We start from the raw sequence: 15,681 nt of genomic DNA on the forward strand, positions 1-15,681 counted from the left end.
CCACGACGGTGAAACGACTGGAGGTTTCCATGACGACCACGCACACCCTCGCCATCCCGGGCGGACGCCTGCGCTACGAGGTCCGCGGCGCAGGCCCGGTGCTGGTGATCACGGGGTCGCCGATGGCCGCGGCCGAGTTCGCGCCGCTGGCCGAGGCGATGGCGGGCGACTACACGGTGGTCACCCACGACCCGCGGGGCATCTCGGGCAGCGTGCTCGACGACCCCACGCAGGACTCCACCCCCGAGCTGCGGGCCGACGACCTGGCCCTGCTCCTTGACGCCCTGGGCGCCGAGACCGCCGACGTGTTCGGCAGCAGCGGCGGCGCGGTGACCGGCCTGGCGCTGGTGGCCCGGCACCCCGGCCGGGTCCGCACGCTCGTCGCGCACGAGCCGCCCTTGCTGGAGCTGCTCCCCGACGCCGCCGAACAGCGTGCCGCGACCGAGGACATCATCGCGACCTACCACCGGGACGGCGTCTGGGCGGCCTTCGCCAAGTTCATGGCCACCGCCGGGTTCGACCAGGGCGACGAGGGCGCCCCGGCCGGGCCTCCCGGGGAGCCGACGGAGCAGATGCTGGCCGACAGCGCGCGCTTCTTCGCCCATGAGCTGCGCGGCACCGCCCGCTACGTGCCCGACGTCGCCGCGCTGAAGGCCGCCCCGGCCCGGGTCGTGGTGGGCATCGGCGACGAGTCCGGCGGGCTGGTCACGTACCGGACCTCCGTGGCGCTGGCCGAGCTGCTGGGCACGCCTCCTACGGAGTTCCCCGGCGACCACGGCGGCTTCATGGGCAGGACCGAGGAGTTCGCCGCGGTGCTGCAAAAGGTGCTCGCCGGCTGAGATCGGAAGACGTCCGCGGGCCCCGGGCGTTGGGGTGGAGGAAACCCCTATGAGGAGGGCCGATGAGCAAGCGGGCACTGGTGCTGGGTGGCGGCGGGGTCGCCGGGATCGCGTGGGCGACGGGTGTGCTGGCGGCGCTCGCCGACGGCGGTGTGGACGTCACAGGGGCCGACCGCATCGTCGGCACGTCGGCGGGCTCGGCGGTCGCCGCCCAGATCACCAGCGGGCTGCCGCTCTCCGCGCTGCTCGAGCGGCAGGTCGATCCCGCGCTCCAGACGCTCGAGCTGCCCAGCGGGGTGCGCATGGAGGAGCTCTGGGCGAAGCTCCAGGAGGTCTACGAGAGCACGTCAGACCCGGTCGAGCAGCGGCGGAAGATCGGCGCGCTGGCGCTGGCCGCCGACACGATCAGCGAGGCCAGGCGGCGCGAGGTGATCGAGGCCCGGCTGCCCGTGCACGAGTGGCCGCGGCGTGACGTGGTGATCGTGGCGGTCGAGGCGGTCAGCGGCGAGCCCCGGCTGTTCGATCCCGGGTCGGGGGTGGAGCTGGTGGACGCGGTGGCGGCCAGCTGCGCGGTGCCCGGCGTGTGGCCGTGCGTGACGATCGACGGGGTCCGCTACATGGACGGCGGCGTGCGTACGAGCACCAACTCCGACCTCGCGGCCGGGTTCGACCGGGTGCTGGTGCTGGCCCCGATGCCCGACGTCGGCGAGCCGTCCTGGGCCGCGCTCGACGGCCGGATCGAGGTGATCGAGCCGGACGCCGACTCGCTGGCCGCCTTCGGGACCGACCCCCTCGCCCCGGAGGTACGCACGCCCAGCGCCCGGGCCGGATACGCGCAGGGCCGCGCCGCGGTCGCCCGGGTGGCGGCGCTCTGGGACTAATGAGCTTGAACCTCCCGCCACGGGAGGTTCTACCGTCGGGTGCGTGAGCGAAGACGCGCGTCGATGGACGATCGGGGAGCTGGCCAAAGCCTCCGGGGTGACCGTCAGGACTCTCTACCACTACGACGAGATCGGCCTGGCCAGGGCCGGCGAGCGGACGGCGTCCGGGCACCGTCGCTACACCGAGGCGGATCTGCGCCGGCTCTACCGGGTGCGCGCGCTGCGCGGCCTCGGGCTGTCATTGGAAGAGATCGCCGAGGTCCTGAACAATCCTGCTGGACGCGGGCGCGAACTGGAGCACGATCGTCGCCCAGCAGACGGGCTGGCTGGCCTTCGTCATGCGTGAGCTGGGACTTCGCCCAGGCGACGACGTTCGCCAAACCGTGTCCTGACATGACCGGCATCAAGGAGTTCACTGACGGAAGGGGGCGATTCACGAGGCGGTCGATGGGCCGCGCACCACCGATCCGCAAGGAACGCGAGGTCGTGCAGATGAAGAAGATCCACCCCAAGGTCGAAGAAGCAGTCGACACCCTCAAGCTGACCCCGGTCGCCAGGCGGCGCCTGCTCACCGGTGCCGGGCTGGCCAGCGCGTCGGCAGCCGCCTCCGCGCTGCTGGCGGCATGCACGTCCGGCCAGGACAAGCCCGCCACGAGCGGCGCGGCCGGGGCGGCGGCGCCCGGTGACTTCCCCGCCACGCCCAAGTGGAAGTTCGTGCTGGTCTGTCACGTCACCACGAACCCGTTCTTCACCCCCACCCAGTACGGCGCCCAGGACGCGTGCGCGCTGCTCGGCACCGAGTTCCAGTGGACGGGCTCGAAGGACTCGATCGTGGCCGAGATGGTCAACGCGTGCAACACCGCCATCTCGGCCAAGGCCGACGGGTTAGCCGTGGCCGTCGTGGACAAGGCGGCCTTCCGCGACCCGGTGAACCGGGCGCTGGACGCGGGCATCCCGGTGGTGTCGTACAACGCGGACGGCTCCCGCGACGACAAGGGCACGAGCCGGCTGGCCTACATCGGTCAGGGCTTGTACGAGTCCGGCTACGCCCTCGGCCAGCGGGCGCTCCAGCAGGTGGAGTCGGGCGAGGTCGCCGGCTTCATCGCCACCCCGGGGGCGCTGAACATCCAGCCCAGGATCGACGGCGCCCAGCAGGCGATCAAGGACTCGGGCAAGCCCATCAAGTTCACCCCGGTGGGCACGAACGCCGACGTCACCAAGGGCCTGTCGATCATCGACGCCTACGCCCAGGGCCACGCGAACCTGGCCGGCATGCTGGCCGTGGACGCGGGCTCCACCCAGTCGATCGGGCAGACGGTCAAGAAGTACAACATGCGGAGCAAGGGCCTCAAGGTGGCCGGAGGCTTCGACCTGGTGCCGGAGACGCTGGCCGCGATCAAGGCGGGCGACCTCGACTACACCATCGACCAGCAGCCCTACCTGCAGGGCTTCCTGCCGGTGCTCTACCTCTACCTGTACAAGCTGTCCGGCGGGCTGCTCTTCCCCTCCGAGACGAACACGGGGCTGCTGTTCGTGACGAAGGACAACGTGGGCCCGTACCAGACGACCAAGACGCGCTTCGAGGGCTCCGACACCGCGCAGAAGCTGGTGGAACGTTCGGGCGCCATCGCCCATGCGTAGGGTCCGCGAGGAGTTCCTGAAGCACCGGGAGGCCGGCGTCCTGGTGGTGGCGATCGCTCTGGGGCTGTACTTCATGTCGGTCACGGACGTCTTCCTGACCAGGGACAACCTGGTCAACATCACCCAGGCCGCCGCGCCCACGGCCATCGTCGCCTGCGGGACCGTGCTGCTGCTGGTCAGCGGGGAGATCGACCTGTCGGTCGGCGTGGTGGCGGCGCTGGCGCCGTTCATGATGCACTACGCGATCGACTTCTGGGGGTTCCCGGCGCTGCCGGCGATCCTGCTGGCGCTGCTGACCGGGACCGCGATCGGGTTGGCGAACGGGTTCGTGACCGTGGTGCTGCGGGTGCCGTCGTTCGTGACGACGCTGGGCACCTTCTACGCGGTGACCGGCATCGTGCTCACCACGTCGCACGCCTACCCCGCAGAGATCCCCGCCGCGGTGGACGGGACGATCGGGTCGTGGCTGGGGGCCTTCCCGTGGGCTCACCTGGCGTGGGCGACGGTGATCGTGGCCGTTTTGCACGTGCTGCTGACGCGTACCAGGTGGGGGTTGCACACGATCGCGGTCGGGGGCAATCCGCTGGGGGCGTCGGAGGCGGGCGTACGCACCGCGCGCATCAAAATCGGAAATTTCATGATTGGCGGGACCCTGGGGGCGTTCGCCGGGTTGATTGAGGCGTTCCGGATCCACACCATCGACCCGAACATCGGCGGCGGCACCGGCCTGATGTTCACCGCGGTGTCGGCCGCGGTGATCGGCGGCACGGCGCTGGCCGGCGGCTCCGGGACGATCGTCGGCGGCGCCATCGGGGCCCTCGTCCTGGCCGTCCTCCAGAACGGCATGAACCTCATCGGCATCTCCGCCAACCCCTACTTCCTCATCCTGGGCGGCGCGATCCTGCTCTCCATGATCGCGAACGTCTCCCTGACCCGGCTGCGAAGGGCGGGACGGACATGACCGAGGTCCTGCGTACCGAGTCGCTGTCCAAGCGGTTCGGGGCGGTGACCGCGCTGCGGGACGTCAGCCTGACCCTGAGCCGGGGCGAGGTGCTCGGCCTGATCGGCGACAACGGCGCGGGCAAGTCGACGCTGGTCAAGCTCCTGTGCGGGTTCCACCAGCCGGACTCGGGCCGGATCCTGCTCGACGGCGAGGAGGTGACGCTCAAGTCGGTGCGCCAGGCCAGGTCGCTCGGGATCGACATCGTCTACCAGGACCTCGCGCTCATCAATGAGCTCAGCGTCTACCACAACATGTTCCTGGGCCGGGAGCACGTCGGGTTCGCGCGGCTGCTGAGCAACCGGCGCATGCGCCGCCTGGCCACCGAGCACCTGGACACCATGGGAGTGCGCGTCCCGTCGGTGGACGTCGAGGTCGCCAAGCTGTCGGGCGGCCAGCGGCAGGCCATCGCGGTCGCCCGCTCGGTCTACTCGCGCTCGCGGATCCTGCTGCTCGACGAGCCGCTGGCCGCGATGGGCGCCAAGGAGGGCGCGCTGATCCTCGACCTGGTCAGCGACCTGAAGGCGCGCGGCGAGATGTCCATCGTGATCATCGCGCACAACTACGCGCAGATCCTGGAGGTGTGCGACCGGGTCAACCTGCTCCAGCACGGCACGATCACGTTCGACAAGCCCACCGCGGACACCTCGCTCCAGGAGCTCACGGACCTGGTCGTGCAGGAGTACCGCAGGGCGCGCGGCGGCGGCCCCTAGCGGAGCCGCACGGTCGTGGAGGCGCCCTCCCGTCCGGTCAGCCCGTCGAAGGTGAACGTCTCCCCCGCCCACGTGACGGTCAGCTCGTCGAGGTCGCACCGGGGGTCCGACACGGTCAGCGTGTCCCCGCGCACCAGCACCGCGCACGGGGCCGAGGCGGTCAGGCCGCCCGCGGTCCCGGCGTCCCAGAAGCTGGCCGCGGTGAGTCCCAGCGAGGGCACGTGGACGGCCTGCAGGCGGTCGGTGTTGGCGAGCACGCGCACCCAGCCGGGGTCGGCGGCCCGCGCGCGGGTCTCCTCCGGGCCGGCGCCCGGCATGAGCAGGTAGACGTATCCGGCCGAGCGCGGATCGACGCCGTGGTCGAGCCAGAGCGTCACGTAGTCGCGGGTCACGCCGCCGCCGGCGCGGCGCTCGCGCAGCGTGCGCAGGGGCCCGCGCACGACGTAGCCGCCGTGCCCTTCGAGGTGGGCCCAGCCCTCCCCCACCGTCAGAGCGGCGCCGGTCCTGCGGTTGTCCACGACCGTCTCGACGGGCACGCCGTCCTCCGCGGTGATGCCCGCGCCCAGGCACACGATCGCGTCGTCGAGGAAGAACCACGACTTGAACGCCTCCATCGTGCTCTCCAGGCCGTTCAGGTGCTGGCCGACGGTGGCGTACGTGCCGTCCGTGGCCCCGCCCACCCACCGGCACGGCGGGCAGGTGTCGCCCCAGTCGCCGCCCGCGCCGTCGGGCAGCCTCTTGGCGGAGACGGTCGTCCCGGGCAGCCGGTAGGGGTCCACGGTGGGCCAGAAGTCGTCCGAATACTGGTCGCCGTGGCCCGCCGCCCACCAGTAGAGCATCCCCGAGCCGGTGTGCCAGCCGCGCAGGTTCTCGCCGTTGCCGTGCTCGTAGTGGCCGATCCTGGACGAGGCCATGCTGAGCGCCGCGCACCAGCCCGGCCTGCGGTGCACGGCCCTGGCGCTCATCGGCAGCAGCCGGTGCCCGACCGGCTCCTGCGCCGCGGGCACGGAGGCGTCGTCCACGACCGCGACCAGCCGGGCGTGGAAGGCGGGGTCGGGGTGCTCCATCATCGGCCGGTACGTGTCGCGTACCGCCCAGCCCTTGACCATGGCGTGCCAGCGCGCCCGCTCGGCGGCCGAGGCGCCCTCCCCCAGCAGCAGGACCGCGGCGGCGATCTCCCGCCCGCGCTCGTGGTCGCCGAACGGCTTCCGGCCGACTCCCCTGCCGCGGACCACGTCCATGCAGGCGCCGTCGCGGACGAAGGGGGCGAACGACCTCTCGACCATGTCGAACACGTTCTGGTCGGAGACCTCCCACGGCGTCCCCCGCAGCACCGCGAACATCGTCGCCAGCCCCGACAGCAGCGTCACCCCGTAGGCCCCCTGGTAGGGCACGTACGTGTGCTGGATGAACGACCCGTCCCGCAACCGCGCGCTCTGCGGCTCGGGCAACCCGACGAGCACCGCCGCGTCGAGCAGCGCCTTCGGCACGCCGATCTGCCAGTGCCACCAGTTGCCGGTCGCCTCGGCACCGTCGGCGTACACGCTCCGCCGGTAGTGGTCCACGCCCTCCGCGACCGCCGCGGCCAGCCCAGCGTCGCCGGTCAGGCCGGTGCCCTCCAGCACGTACGCCTGCGCCATGGCCCGCAGCCGCCTCGGTGTGGCCACGAAAGAGGGGAACGCCTGGTCGGGCCAGAGCGAGGCGCGGCCGGGGGCCAGGGTGTCGCGGTGGCGGGCGGCCGTCCTGCCCAGCTTGTCCAGCCAGGTCCGGTACGGCTCGGCGGCCGGGTCGTACCCGCCGCCCACCGTGACCTCCCGCCAGCGGCGGCGTAAGCGGAGGAAGGAGTCGTCAGGGGTGTGCGCGGGGGCGGCGGGCACCAGCGCGCCCAGCGCCCCGGCCGCGGTCACGCCGCCGAGCTGGAGGAACGAGCGCCTGGTTGGCCGGTGCACGCCTCGATTATCGGGTCAGAGCGGGAGCACGGCCCCGAACCGCTTCACGGTCCTGATGATCGGCGCGGTCTCGATGCGCCCGATCGCGGGCAGCGCGCCCAGGCTCTCGGTCAGATAGCGGTAGAACGCCGCGTCGTCGCGGCACACGACGTTGGCCATCAGGTTGGCGGGGCCCGTCGTCGCGCCGACGTACGCGACCTCCGGGTGCCAGGCCAGCGCCCGCCCGGTGGCGTCCAGCTCGGCCGGCGGCACCGACATCCACAGCTGCGCCTCCACCCGCCGGCCCAGCAGCACGGGCATCACGTCGAGGTGGAAGAAGAGCGCCCCCGCCCCGTAGAGCTGCTCCACGCGGCGCCGGACCGTCGACTCGGACCAGCCCGTCACCGCCGCCAGGTCCGCGTAGGGCGCCCGGCCGTCCCGCGACAGCGCCTCCAGCAGGACGTCGTCACCGGGCCCCAGCATGATCTCCTCGCCGTCGGTGTGGCGGGCGAACGTCCGCCCCTCCTCGACGGCCGCCACCTGCTCGGGGGAGAGCGCGGCCAGCCCGGCCCAGCCGACCCGCCCGCCGACGAACATGTGCAGGGTCCGGTGCGCCGTGACCGACAGCACGCGGTCGGTCTTGGCGAGCCTGCCCAGCAGCAGCGACTGGCGCTCCTTCGCCGTGCGCTGGATCGTGGTGCAGGAGATCTCGGTGCCGCCGGACAGCAGATTCACCCAGAACGTGTCAGTGCGCCGCGCGAGCGCCTCGGCGATCGAGACCGCCGCGTCGGGCGTGCACCGCAACCTGATGGACCACGACTCGAAGCCGAGCCGCCGCCCGTCCACGGCGCCGACCACGCGTACGGTGCCGCCGGCGCGCAGCCGCCGGTAGCGGCGGGCCACCCGCTGGTCGGACACGCCGAGCACCTCGCCGATGCGGCTGAACGAGGCCCGCCCGTCCACCTGCAACGCGTGCAGGAGCCCTCGGTCCACCTCGTCCAGCGCGATGTTTTTCACCAGCACAGGCTAGCTCGCACGGAAAACCACCAGAAGTGCCGCTTCTGCTGGCGATTATCCTCATGCAAGCCCGACCTTATCCACCATGACCCAGACCCCCGTAGCGACGAGGACCGGCTGGTGGCCGCTGGTGGCCGCGTGCACCGGCGCCTTCATGCTCCTCGTCGACGTGACCATCGTGATGGTCGCGCTCCCCGACATCATCGACGACCTCCACATGTCCTTCACCGGCACCCAGTGGCTGCTGGACGGCTACGCGCTGGCCCTGGCCGCGCTGCTGCTCGCCGCCGGTTCCTTCGCCGATCACGCGGGGCAGCGCAGGGTCTATCTGTGGGCGTTGATCGTGTTCGCGCTGGCCTCCCTGGCCTGCGGGCTGGCGCCCAGCGGCGGCGTGCTGCTGGCCGCCCGCGTGGTCCAGGGCGCGGGCGGGGCCGCCATGATGGCCACGACCCTGGCCCTGGTCAGCGCCACCTATCACGGCAGGCAGCGCGGCATCGCGTTCGGCGTGTGGGGCGGCGTCAGCGGGGCCGCCGCGGCCATCGCCCCCGTGCTCGGCGGCCTGCTCACCGAGCACCTGCACTGGCGGGCCATCTTCCTGGTGAACCTGCCCATCAGCCTGGGTGCCGTCTGGCTGACCCTGCGCACGGTCGAGGAGTCGCGCCGGCCGGGCAAGGGGCGGCTCGACTGGCCGGGCATGGTGACGTTCACGATCGCGGCGGGCGCGCTCACGTACGGGCTCATCGAGGTCGGGCAGCACGGCTGGACGTCGGCGCGGACGCTCGTGCCGCTGGCCGCGGCGGCGGTGGCGCTCGCGGTGTTCGGCGTCATCGAGACGCGCGGCGACCAGCCCATGCTGGACCTCAGGCTCTTCGCGAACCGGTCGTTCACCGGGATCATGACCGGGGCCACGCTGCTGGTGCCGGCCGCGTTCGCCTGCCTCGCGTTCACCTCGCTCTGGCTGCAGCAGGACCTCCGGCTCGGCCCCATGACGGCCGGGCTGGCGCTGTCACCGATGGCCCTCGCCTCCCTGGTGACCTCGGTCGCCGCCGCCCGGCTCCTCCCCTCGCTGTCCCCGAGGGCGGCGGTCGGCGGCGGGCTGCTGCTGATCGGCGCGGGCGCGTTCCTCCAGGGCACGCTCGGCCCGGACTCGTCGTGGACCGCGCTGGTGCCCGGCCTGATCGTGACGGGCGTGGGCGTGGGGCTGGCCATCCCGTCGCTGAGCTCGGCCGCCATGGCGTACGCCCCGCCGCACCGCGCGGGCATGGCCGCGGGCACCGTCAACACGGTCAGGCAGCTCGGGTACGCGCTCGGCGTCGCCGTGTTCGGCATCCTGTACCAGGACGGCCTGGCCCCGCACGCCGCGCTCAACGACGTCTACCGGGCGAGCGCCGTCACCGGCCTGGCGGCGGGGCTCCTGGTCCTGGCGACCGTCCGTCCGGCGAGAGCCACGTGAGCGTCAGAGCAGCTTGCGGATGTCCCCGTACGCGCGGTAGAAGCCGCCCCGGCCGGCGGAGCGCACGCCGGCGACGAGGTAGCGGGCTCCGGCCTCCCGGATGTCCTTGGGGAACTGCACGTTCCACGACTCGTAACCGGGGCTGACCACGCGGACCCGCAGCCGCTCGCCCTCCTTGAAGCACTCCACCACCACGCCGTCGCCGGCGTCGGTGGTGGTCTCCAGCGTCACCGACGGCTCGACCACCTGCAGCGACGCGGCCGCCTTGACGTCGAGCGGCTGCGGCACGGTGCCCGTGCGGGCCGCGGCGATGGCCGCCTCACTGGCGTCGATACAGGCCAGCGAGCCGTCGGTGGTGACGATGTAGAGGCGGTCGTCCAGGAACTGCATGGAGAACGCGGAGCCGCAGCCGGTGGCGAGCTTCCACAGCCGCTCGCCGGAGGCGTCGAAGCAGTAGACCGACGAGTGGTTGTCACCGGCGAAGACGTGGCGGCCGCCCGGCGAGGTGGCGCAGGAGTAGACGGCGCCGTCGCACTGGTAGGCGGCCTCGATCCGGCCGTCGCCCTTGGCCAGGCGGATCACGCGGCCCACGGAGCCGCGGGCGGTGCCGGCGTAGACGGAGTGTGCCTCCTGCCAGCCGAACAGCACCTGCTCGCCGAGGGCGGTCTGCCAGACGGGCGTCCCGTCCTGGACGTCGTAGCGGGCCACGCCCTTCGAGTGCCCGTGGTAGACCGAGTCCTCGTCGCACCTGACCATCCAGGCCGAGTCGCCGGCGACGCCGCGCGACCACTGGAACTCGTCCTCGTAGTCGATCGTGGTGACCCCGCCGGCGCGGTCGGAGACGCCGAGCACGCCGTCGTGGATGTCGAGCCAGTAGATGTCCACGTCGGCGGCGATCTCGTACGCGGACCTCGGCACCTTGCCGCTCAGGTCGTACACGCGGCCGTCGTCGCAGCCCGCGTAGATCCAGAAGTCGTCGGCCACGATGCACTTGACGCCGTCGGGCAGCTTGAAGCGGCCGGTCACGGTGCCGGAGTGGGTGACGGTGTAGACGTCGCCGTGCTGGTTGCCGACCCAGCAGCGCTCCTCGTCCACGAAGATGCCGAACGCCGACGCCCCGCTGTCGAAGCGCCACAGGACCGGCGCCTGCTGGGCGGTCGACCGGGTGCTGGCGATGGCCCGGCGGGTGACGGCCCGGCGCTGGCGCACCCCGCGGACCGCCGGGGCGTACCCCTTGCGGGTCTTCTCGCCGATCTTCTTGGCGGCCGCGGCCTGGGCCTTGGCCACGGTGGGAAAGTCGGTGACCTTGGTCTGGCCGGGCTCGCCGATGCGTCCGTAGGTGATCGTGACGCGGGTGCCCGCCACGCTCACGTCGTAGAACTTGTGCGATCCGCCGCCGTCCTCTGACAGCTCCAGGTAGGTCATGTCCGTACTTCTCCTGATTTGCCGGGCCTGATCACTTGCCCCGGAGAGTAGAGGACGGCGGCGACAAATCGCAGGGACTTACTTGTCGTACTCGTACGCTCCGGCGTCGACCGCGCCGTCACTGCCGTCGATCGCCCGGCCGGTCACGTCGCTGTCGCTGAACTTGGTGATCCCGAAATCGATGGCCGGGCTCCCGGCGCGCAGGCTCAGCGGGTTGGCGGTGTTCGACAGGTCGAACCGCGGGTCGGCCGTGACGTTGTCGTGGCCGCCCATCTGGTGCTGCGCGGCGCCGAAGAACACGTTGTGGTGGCTGTCGGTGACGTTCGGGCCGTAGGCGGTCTTGGCCGTGACCTGGATGATGTTCTGCGACATCGACAGGTGGGCGTTGGTGCAGCCGGCGTCGCAGACGACGCCCTGGGAGCCCGCCTGGGGCAGGTACACGGAGTTGTTGCGGAACACGGTGCCCAGCACGGGTCCGTTCGGGTCGGGGTCCTCCCCTGGCTCCTGCGGGCCGCGGGTGACGAGGGCCGCGCCGGTCTTGGGGCCGGTGATCACGTTGTACTCGAAGACGTTGCCCGAGGTGCCGTCGGGGTCCTCGGGGTCGCCGTTCTCGTCGACGCCCTTGCTGGTGCCGAGCTCGGTGAAGGTCTCGTTGTCCACCGAGATGTTGTGGTGGATGCGGTTGTCGGAGCCGAGGAAGATCTCCACGGCCGCGCCGTCCAGCCCGTAGTCATGGCTGGTCGCGATCGAGCCGCGGAACTCGTTCCAGCCGATGTCGGAGTTGTCGCCCTGGACGAGGATCGCGAACGCGCCCGAGTCGTCGTTGGTCGGCTCCTCGGTGTTCTTGCTCATGAAGTTGTTGTCGATGAAGTCGTTGGCCGTCACCGCGTTGCGCTGCGCCTTCGGCGCGATGAAGACCCCGGCCGCGGCGCCCGTGATGTAGTTGCGCTCGACCACGTTGTCGTTGCCCGTCACCTTCACGCCGGCCCACGAACAGCGGCCGTCGTCCTGGGGCACTCCCACCTGCAGGTTGTAGACCTCGATGTGGTCGCCCTCCAGGCTCACACATGCCTCGGTGTCCCCGGAGACGATCGGTCTGGCGGTGCTCGTGCCGTAGGTGTCCACCACGATCGGGGCCTCAGCCTTGCCCGACTCGCTGATCGCGAGTTGCTGCCCCTTCCACCTGCTGCCGCGCTTCAGCAGCAGCTTGGAGCCTTCGGGCAGGTTCGCCGCCGTCGCCTTGGTGAGGGTCTTCCACGCGGTGGCCTCCGTGGTGCCTAAGGCGGCGTCGTTGCCGTTGACGGAGTCCACGTAGAAGACGGCGGTGTCCGCCGATGCGGTACCCGTGGCCACGGTCGTGGCGAGCGTGGTGGTGACGAGCGCGAGCGCCGCCGTCGACGCGCCGGTCCGCAAGTTCCAGCCTGACATTTCAGCCTCCAGAACTGCCGGGGCTCCGTCACACAACGAAGATCATCCCCGGCTTGCGGCTGACACATTAACTGGATTTAGTCGGAAAGTCCCGATTTTTCCTGACTCAAATCGGACGTTTAGGTCCCGGCCCGGATCGGCACCACGTTGCCGGGCGCCCCGCCCCGCGGCAGCGCGAACCAGGTGGCCTTGCCGACCAGATCGGGGTGGGTGACGTAGCGCTGGGGATGGCAGCCGTAGAACCCGTCGGAGAGCCTGGCGATGATCCGCAGCCCCCGCCCGTGCTCGGCCCGCACGTCCGGCGGGGCGGGCTCCGGCAGCAGCGGACTGCTGTCCACGACCAGGCACATGATCTCTTTCGCGTCGATGTGCAGGGCCAGTTCGTACGGGCCGTCGCCGTACATCAGGGCATTGGTGATCAATTCGCTCACCATGAGGACGGCGTCGTCAACGAGGTCCGAACAAAGGGAGAGTGCCGACAATTCTTCGCGGATGATCGCCCGCGCGTGACCGACCGTCCGGACGTCCTCGCGCAGTGGCCACACGTACTGCATCCGGCTCCGACGAGCTGATCGCAGCGTGGTCATGGCATCTCTCTCCTGTGTTTGCCGGGCTTCCGGGACAGAGGGGCAGCGAATGCGCGTTTCACTCAACAAGAGGGCCTGCCTATGGGTCGACGTACACGGCCGTCGAAACCTGTACGCACGGGGAGGCCTTTTGGGTCGAATCTTCGGTGAGAAATCGCAATTCTTTTTAGCCGCCGCCCGAAACGACGGGTATGGGCCCGGGTATGGGCCCTGCCATGAGCACTGACGAGAACACACCCGAGATCGACTCCCAGCCCCCCGCCGCCGCCCGCCGGCCGGGCAGGCGTGGAGAGCCGCCGCAGAAGCCCAAGCCCGCGGGGATGCAAGCGCTGGAGCAGGCGCTGTCGAGGGCGGGCAAGGAGTTGAAGGACATCCTGTGGGTCCGGCCATGACCACTGGCTCCTGAGGGCCCCGTTCGCGTCGCCGCTGCCGCGGCCCGGCGACGCGACGGCTCAAGCGGTCTCGGCCACCCCCGCGAGCAGTGACCACAGCGAGTACGGGGTCAAGGGGACGTCGGTGATCCGGCCGGCGATCTCCGGGAGGGCGGCGGCCACGGCGTTGGCGATGGCGGCCGGAGGACCGATCGTGCCCGACTCTCCCACACCCTTCATCCCGCCGGGCGTCAGCGGCGACGGCGTCTCCAGCATCACGACCTCGATGTCCGGCACCTCCCGCGTCGTCGGCAGGAAGTAGTCGGTGATGGGCTGGCCTTCGGGGGTGTAGACGATCTCCTCGGTGAGCGCCTGCCCGATCCCCTGGACCACGCCGCCACGGATCTGGCCCTCGACCACGGCCGGGTTGACCAGCACCCCGGCGTCGTTGACGACCCAGTAGCGCTCGACCTCGACGGCCCCCGTCTCCGGGTCCACGGCCACGGCGGCCGCATGGGCCCCGTAGGCGAACGTGTAGGCGTCGGGGTCGTAGCTGACCCGTTCCTCCAGGCCCGGCTCGACCCCGTCCGGGAGGTCCCAGCCGCGCCACGCCGACGTGGCCAGCTCGCGCAGCGTGAGGGACGCCGCCGGGTCGCCCTTCACCCGCACCACGCCGTCGGCGATCTCCAGGTCGTCGGGGGCCGCCTCCAGGCGGTGCGCGGCCAGGGCCACGAGCTTGGCCCGCAGCCGGACGGCGGCCCGGGTGAGCGCCCCGCCGCCGACCACCAGCGAACGGCTGGCGATCGACCCGATCGACGAGTACGGCGTGGCCGCCGTGTCCCCCAGCACCACCCGTACCCGCTCGATCGGCACCCCCACCTGGTCGGCCGCGAGCTGGGCCAGCGCCGTCTCGATGCCCTGGCCGATCGACACCACCCCCGACGACACGACCACGGACGCGTCCTGCTCCATGCGCAGGAACACAGACTCGTAGCCGCCTGCGTTGATGCCGGCGTCCCTGAACTCCTTCGAGGGACCCATGCCGGTGGTCTCCACATGGCAGGAGTAGCCGATGCCGCGCCTGCGCCCGTCGTCCTTCTCGACGGGGGTGACCAGGTCGCGCAGGGTGCGCAGGGCGTGGGGGTAGTCGCCGGAGTCGTAGCGCTGGTAGACGCGGTTCGTGTACGGCAGTTCGCCGGGCCCCAGCATGTTGCGCAGCCGCAGCTCGACCCGGTCGATCCCCAGCCTGCGCGCCGCCTCGTCGATCAGCCGCTCCCTGGTCAGGCTGCCCTCCGGCTGGCCGAACCCGCGGTAGGAGCCGGTCGGCGTGGTGTTCGTGACGACGCCGCGCACGCGTACCGCCACCCGGTCGAACCGGTACGGTCCCGGCAGCAGGGTGGCCGTCACGGCGAAGGTGGACGCGCCCACGTTCGAGGGATGCGCGCCGATGTCGCCGACCAGGTCCACGTACATCGCCACGAATCGCCCGTCCCCGTCGAGCGCCAGCCGCCCCCGGTGCACGGCGGCCCGCGCCGGCAGCGTGGCGACCAACCGGTCGCCCGGCGACTCCGACCAGCTCACCGGCCGGCCCAGGCGCATCGAGGCCAGGCAGATGAGCGCCTCGTCCGGATAGACGTGCTCCTTGCCGCCGAACCCGCCGCCCGTGTCGCGGCTGATGACGCGTACCCGGTCGTGGGAGAGCCCGAACGCCTCCGCCAGGTGCTCGCGCGCCTGGTGCGGAGCCTGCGAGGAGATGTGCACGGTCAGCTCGTCGTCGGCGTACGAGGCCACCACGCCGCGCGGCTCCATGGGGTGCGGCGAGACGCGCCCCATCGTGAACGTCAGCTCCACGACGTGCGCGGCCCCCTCGACGAAGGCGGCGCAGTCCTCGTCGCCCATCGTGAAGTCGGTGAGCACGTTCGTGCCCCACTCCGGGTACAGCAGCGGGGCCCCGTCCTGCATCGCCCGCTCCGTACCGACCACCGCCGGCAGCTCGTCCAGCGAGAGATCGACGAGCTCGGCGGCGTCCCTGGCGGCCTCGGGCGTGCGGGCGACGACGAGCGCGAGCGGCTGGCCCGCGTACCTGATGGCGTCGTCCAGCACCCGGTAGGACTGCAGCGGCTGGCCGGGGGACAGGTGGACGCAGGGCAGGCGCAGGTCGGGGGCGTCGCCGGGGGTGATGACGTCGAGGACGCCCTCGACCGCCCAGGCCGCCTTGGCGTCGCACCCGAGCAGCCGCCCGTGGGCGATGGGGCTGCGGACCACGTACGCGTGGACCGTTCCCGGCAGCCGCACCGCCCCGACGTACCTGCCTCGACCGGTCAGCAACCTGGCATCTTCCCGCCGCGGCGTCCTGGCGCCGACATAAGGCTCACCCATGGTCCCGATTCTGAGCGCC

14 protein-coding genes are annotated in these 15,681 nt (G+C 71.6%); 8 read left to right on the top strand and 6 right to left on the bottom strand.

From position 1 onward, the window contains the following. Positions 1–29: 29 nt before the first annotated feature. The 6 genes from ACIBI9_RS41070 to ACIBI9_RS41095 all read left to right on the top strand — a co-directional run bounded on the left by ACIBI9_RS41070 (position 30) and on the right by ACIBI9_RS41095 (position 5,074). Positions 30–839 (top strand): alpha/beta fold hydrolase, encoded by an 810-nt coding sequence (locus tag ACIBI9_RS41070; RefSeq protein ID WP_397230742.1) that lies wholly within the window; start codon positions 30–32, stop codon positions 837–839. Between the two features lie 62 nt (positions 840–901). Then, positions 902–1,720 (top strand): patatin-like phospholipase family protein, encoded by an 819-nt coding sequence (locus tag ACIBI9_RS41075; protein WP_397230744.1) that lies wholly within the window; start codon positions 902–904, stop codon positions 1,718–1,720. Between the two features lie 43 nt (positions 1,721–1,763). Next, complete coding sequence (locus tag ACIBI9_RS41080) at positions 1,764–2,066, top strand: MerR family transcriptional regulator (protein WP_397230746.1); 303 nt, start codon at positions 1,764–1,766, stop codon at positions 2,064–2,066. A gap of 101 nt (positions 2,067–2,167) precedes the next feature. Further along, positions 2,168–3,361: a sugar ABC transporter substrate-binding protein gene (locus tag ACIBI9_RS41085; RefSeq protein WP_397230748.1), complete on the top strand. Its 1,194-nt coding sequence runs from the start codon at positions 2,168–2,170 to the stop codon at positions 3,359–3,361. Continuing rightward, positions 3,354–4,322, top strand: coding sequence for an ABC transporter permease (locus ACIBI9_RS41090; protein WP_397230750.1), 969 nt, complete (start codon positions 3,354–3,356; stop codon positions 4,320–4,322). Before ACIBI9_RS41085 ends, ACIBI9_RS41090 begins: the two co-directional genes overlap by 8 nt. Beyond that, positions 4,319–5,074 carry an ATP-binding cassette domain-containing protein gene (locus tag ACIBI9_RS41095; protein ID WP_397230752.1) on the top strand — a complete coding sequence of 252 codons (756 nt, stop codon included), beginning with the start codon at positions 4,319–4,321 and terminating at the stop codon, positions 5,072–5,074. The genes ACIBI9_RS41090 and ACIBI9_RS41095 overlap by 4 nt, the downstream gene beginning before the upstream one ends. On the opposite strand, the gene ACIBI9_RS41100 is transcribed toward ACIBI9_RS41095, so the two are convergent. Next, positions 5,071–7,023 (bottom strand): polysaccharide lyase 8 family protein, encoded by a 1,953-nt coding sequence (locus tag ACIBI9_RS41100; RefSeq protein WP_397230754.1) that lies wholly within the window; start codon positions 7,021–7,023, stop codon positions 5,071–5,073. The genes ACIBI9_RS41095 and ACIBI9_RS41100 overlap by 4 nt on opposite strands. A 15-nt stretch (positions 7,024–7,038) precedes the next feature. Next, positions 7,039–8,019 carry an Lrp/AsnC family transcriptional regulator gene (locus ACIBI9_RS41105; RefSeq protein WP_397230756.1) on the bottom strand — a complete coding sequence of 327 codons (981 nt, stop codon included), beginning with the start codon at positions 8,017–8,019 and terminating at the stop codon, positions 7,039–7,041. An 85-nt stretch (positions 8,020–8,104) separates the two neighbouring features. Between ACIBI9_RS41105 and ACIBI9_RS41110 the strand changes: the two genes are divergently transcribed. Beyond that, entirely contained in the window at positions 8,105–9,472 is a 1,368-nt protein-coding gene (locus ACIBI9_RS41110; protein ID WP_397230758.1) for an MFS transporter, read from the top strand. A 3-nt stretch (positions 9,473–9,475) separates the two neighbouring features. On the opposite strand, the gene ACIBI9_RS41115 is transcribed toward ACIBI9_RS41110, so the two are convergent. The 3 genes from ACIBI9_RS41115 to ACIBI9_RS41125 all read right to left on the bottom strand — a co-directional run bounded on the left by ACIBI9_RS41115 (position 9,476) and on the right by ACIBI9_RS41125 (position 12,912). After that, the gene (locus ACIBI9_RS41115) at positions 9,476–10,897 is read right to left on the bottom strand and encodes a WGR domain-containing protein (RefSeq protein ID WP_397230760.1); all 1,422 of its coding nucleotides are present in this window, start codon (positions 10,895–10,897) and stop codon (positions 9,476–9,478) included. Between the two features lie 78 nt (positions 10,898–10,975). After that, positions 10,976–12,325, bottom strand: a complete 1,350-nt coding sequence (locus tag ACIBI9_RS41120; RefSeq protein WP_397230762.1) for a hypothetical protein — start codon at positions 12,323–12,325, stop codon at positions 10,976–10,978. Between the two features lie 119 nt (positions 12,326–12,444). Next, complete coding sequence (locus ACIBI9_RS41125; protein ID WP_397230764.1) at positions 12,445–12,912, bottom strand: ATP-binding protein; 468 nt, start codon at positions 12,910–12,912, stop codon at positions 12,445–12,447. A gap of 215 nt (positions 12,913–13,127) precedes the next feature. On the opposite strand from ACIBI9_RS41125, the gene ACIBI9_RS41130 reads away from it, so the two are divergent. Then, positions 13,128–13,304 (top strand): hypothetical protein, encoded by a 177-nt coding sequence (locus ACIBI9_RS41130; RefSeq protein WP_397230766.1) that lies wholly within the window; start codon positions 13,128–13,130, stop codon positions 13,302–13,304. Positions 13,305–13,364: 60 nt separating this feature from the next. Here the strand turns inward: ACIBI9_RS41130 and ACIBI9_RS41135 are convergent, their stop codons facing one another. Further along, positions 13,365–15,662, bottom strand: coding sequence for a xanthine dehydrogenase family protein molybdopterin-binding subunit (locus ACIBI9_RS41135; RefSeq protein ID WP_397230768.1), 2,298 nt, complete (start codon positions 15,660–15,662; stop codon positions 13,365–13,367). Positions 15,663–15,681 lie beyond the last annotated feature (19 nt).

This window comes from Nonomuraea sp. NPDC050451, assembly GCF_044458585.1.

Coding starts and splice junctions, on each gene's coding strand:
- ACIBI9_RS41070 (WP_397230742.1), top strand. CDS start 30: ATGACGACCACGCACACCCTCGCCATCCCGGGCGGACGCCTGCGCTAC.
- ACIBI9_RS41120 (WP_397230762.1), bottom strand. CDS start 12,325: ATGTCAGGCTGGAACTTGCGGACCGGCGCGTCGACGGCGGCGCTCGCG.
- ACIBI9_RS41110 (WP_397230758.1), top strand. CDS start 8,105: ATGACCCAGACCCCCGTAGCGACGAGGACCGGCTGGTGGCCGCTGGTG.
- ACIBI9_RS41125 (WP_397230764.1), bottom strand. CDS start 12,912: ATGACCACGCTGCGATCAGCTCGTCGGAGCCGGATGCAGTACGTGTGG.
- ACIBI9_RS41115 (WP_397230760.1), bottom strand. CDS start 10,897: ATGACCTACCTGGAGCTGTCAGAGGACGGCGGCGGATCGCACAAGTTC.
- ACIBI9_RS41075 (WP_397230744.1), top strand. CDS start 902: ATGAGCAAGCGGGCACTGGTGCTGGGTGGCGGCGGGGTCGCCGGGATC.
- ACIBI9_RS41085 (WP_397230748.1), top strand. CDS start 2,168: ATGGGCCGCGCACCACCGATCCGCAAGGAACGCGAGGTCGTGCAGATG.
- ACIBI9_RS41095 (WP_397230752.1), top strand. CDS start 4,319: ATGACCGAGGTCCTGCGTACCGAGTCGCTGTCCAAGCGGTTCGGGGCG.
- ACIBI9_RS41135 (WP_397230768.1), bottom strand. CDS start 15,662: ATGGGTGAGCCTTATGTCGGCGCCAGGACGCCGCGGCGGGAAGATGCC.
- ACIBI9_RS41090 (WP_397230750.1), top strand. CDS start 3,354: ATGCGTAGGGTCCGCGAGGAGTTCCTGAAGCACCGGGAGGCCGGCGTC.
- ACIBI9_RS41130 (WP_397230766.1), top strand. CDS start 13,128: ATGAGCACTGACGAGAACACACCCGAGATCGACTCCCAGCCCCCCGCC.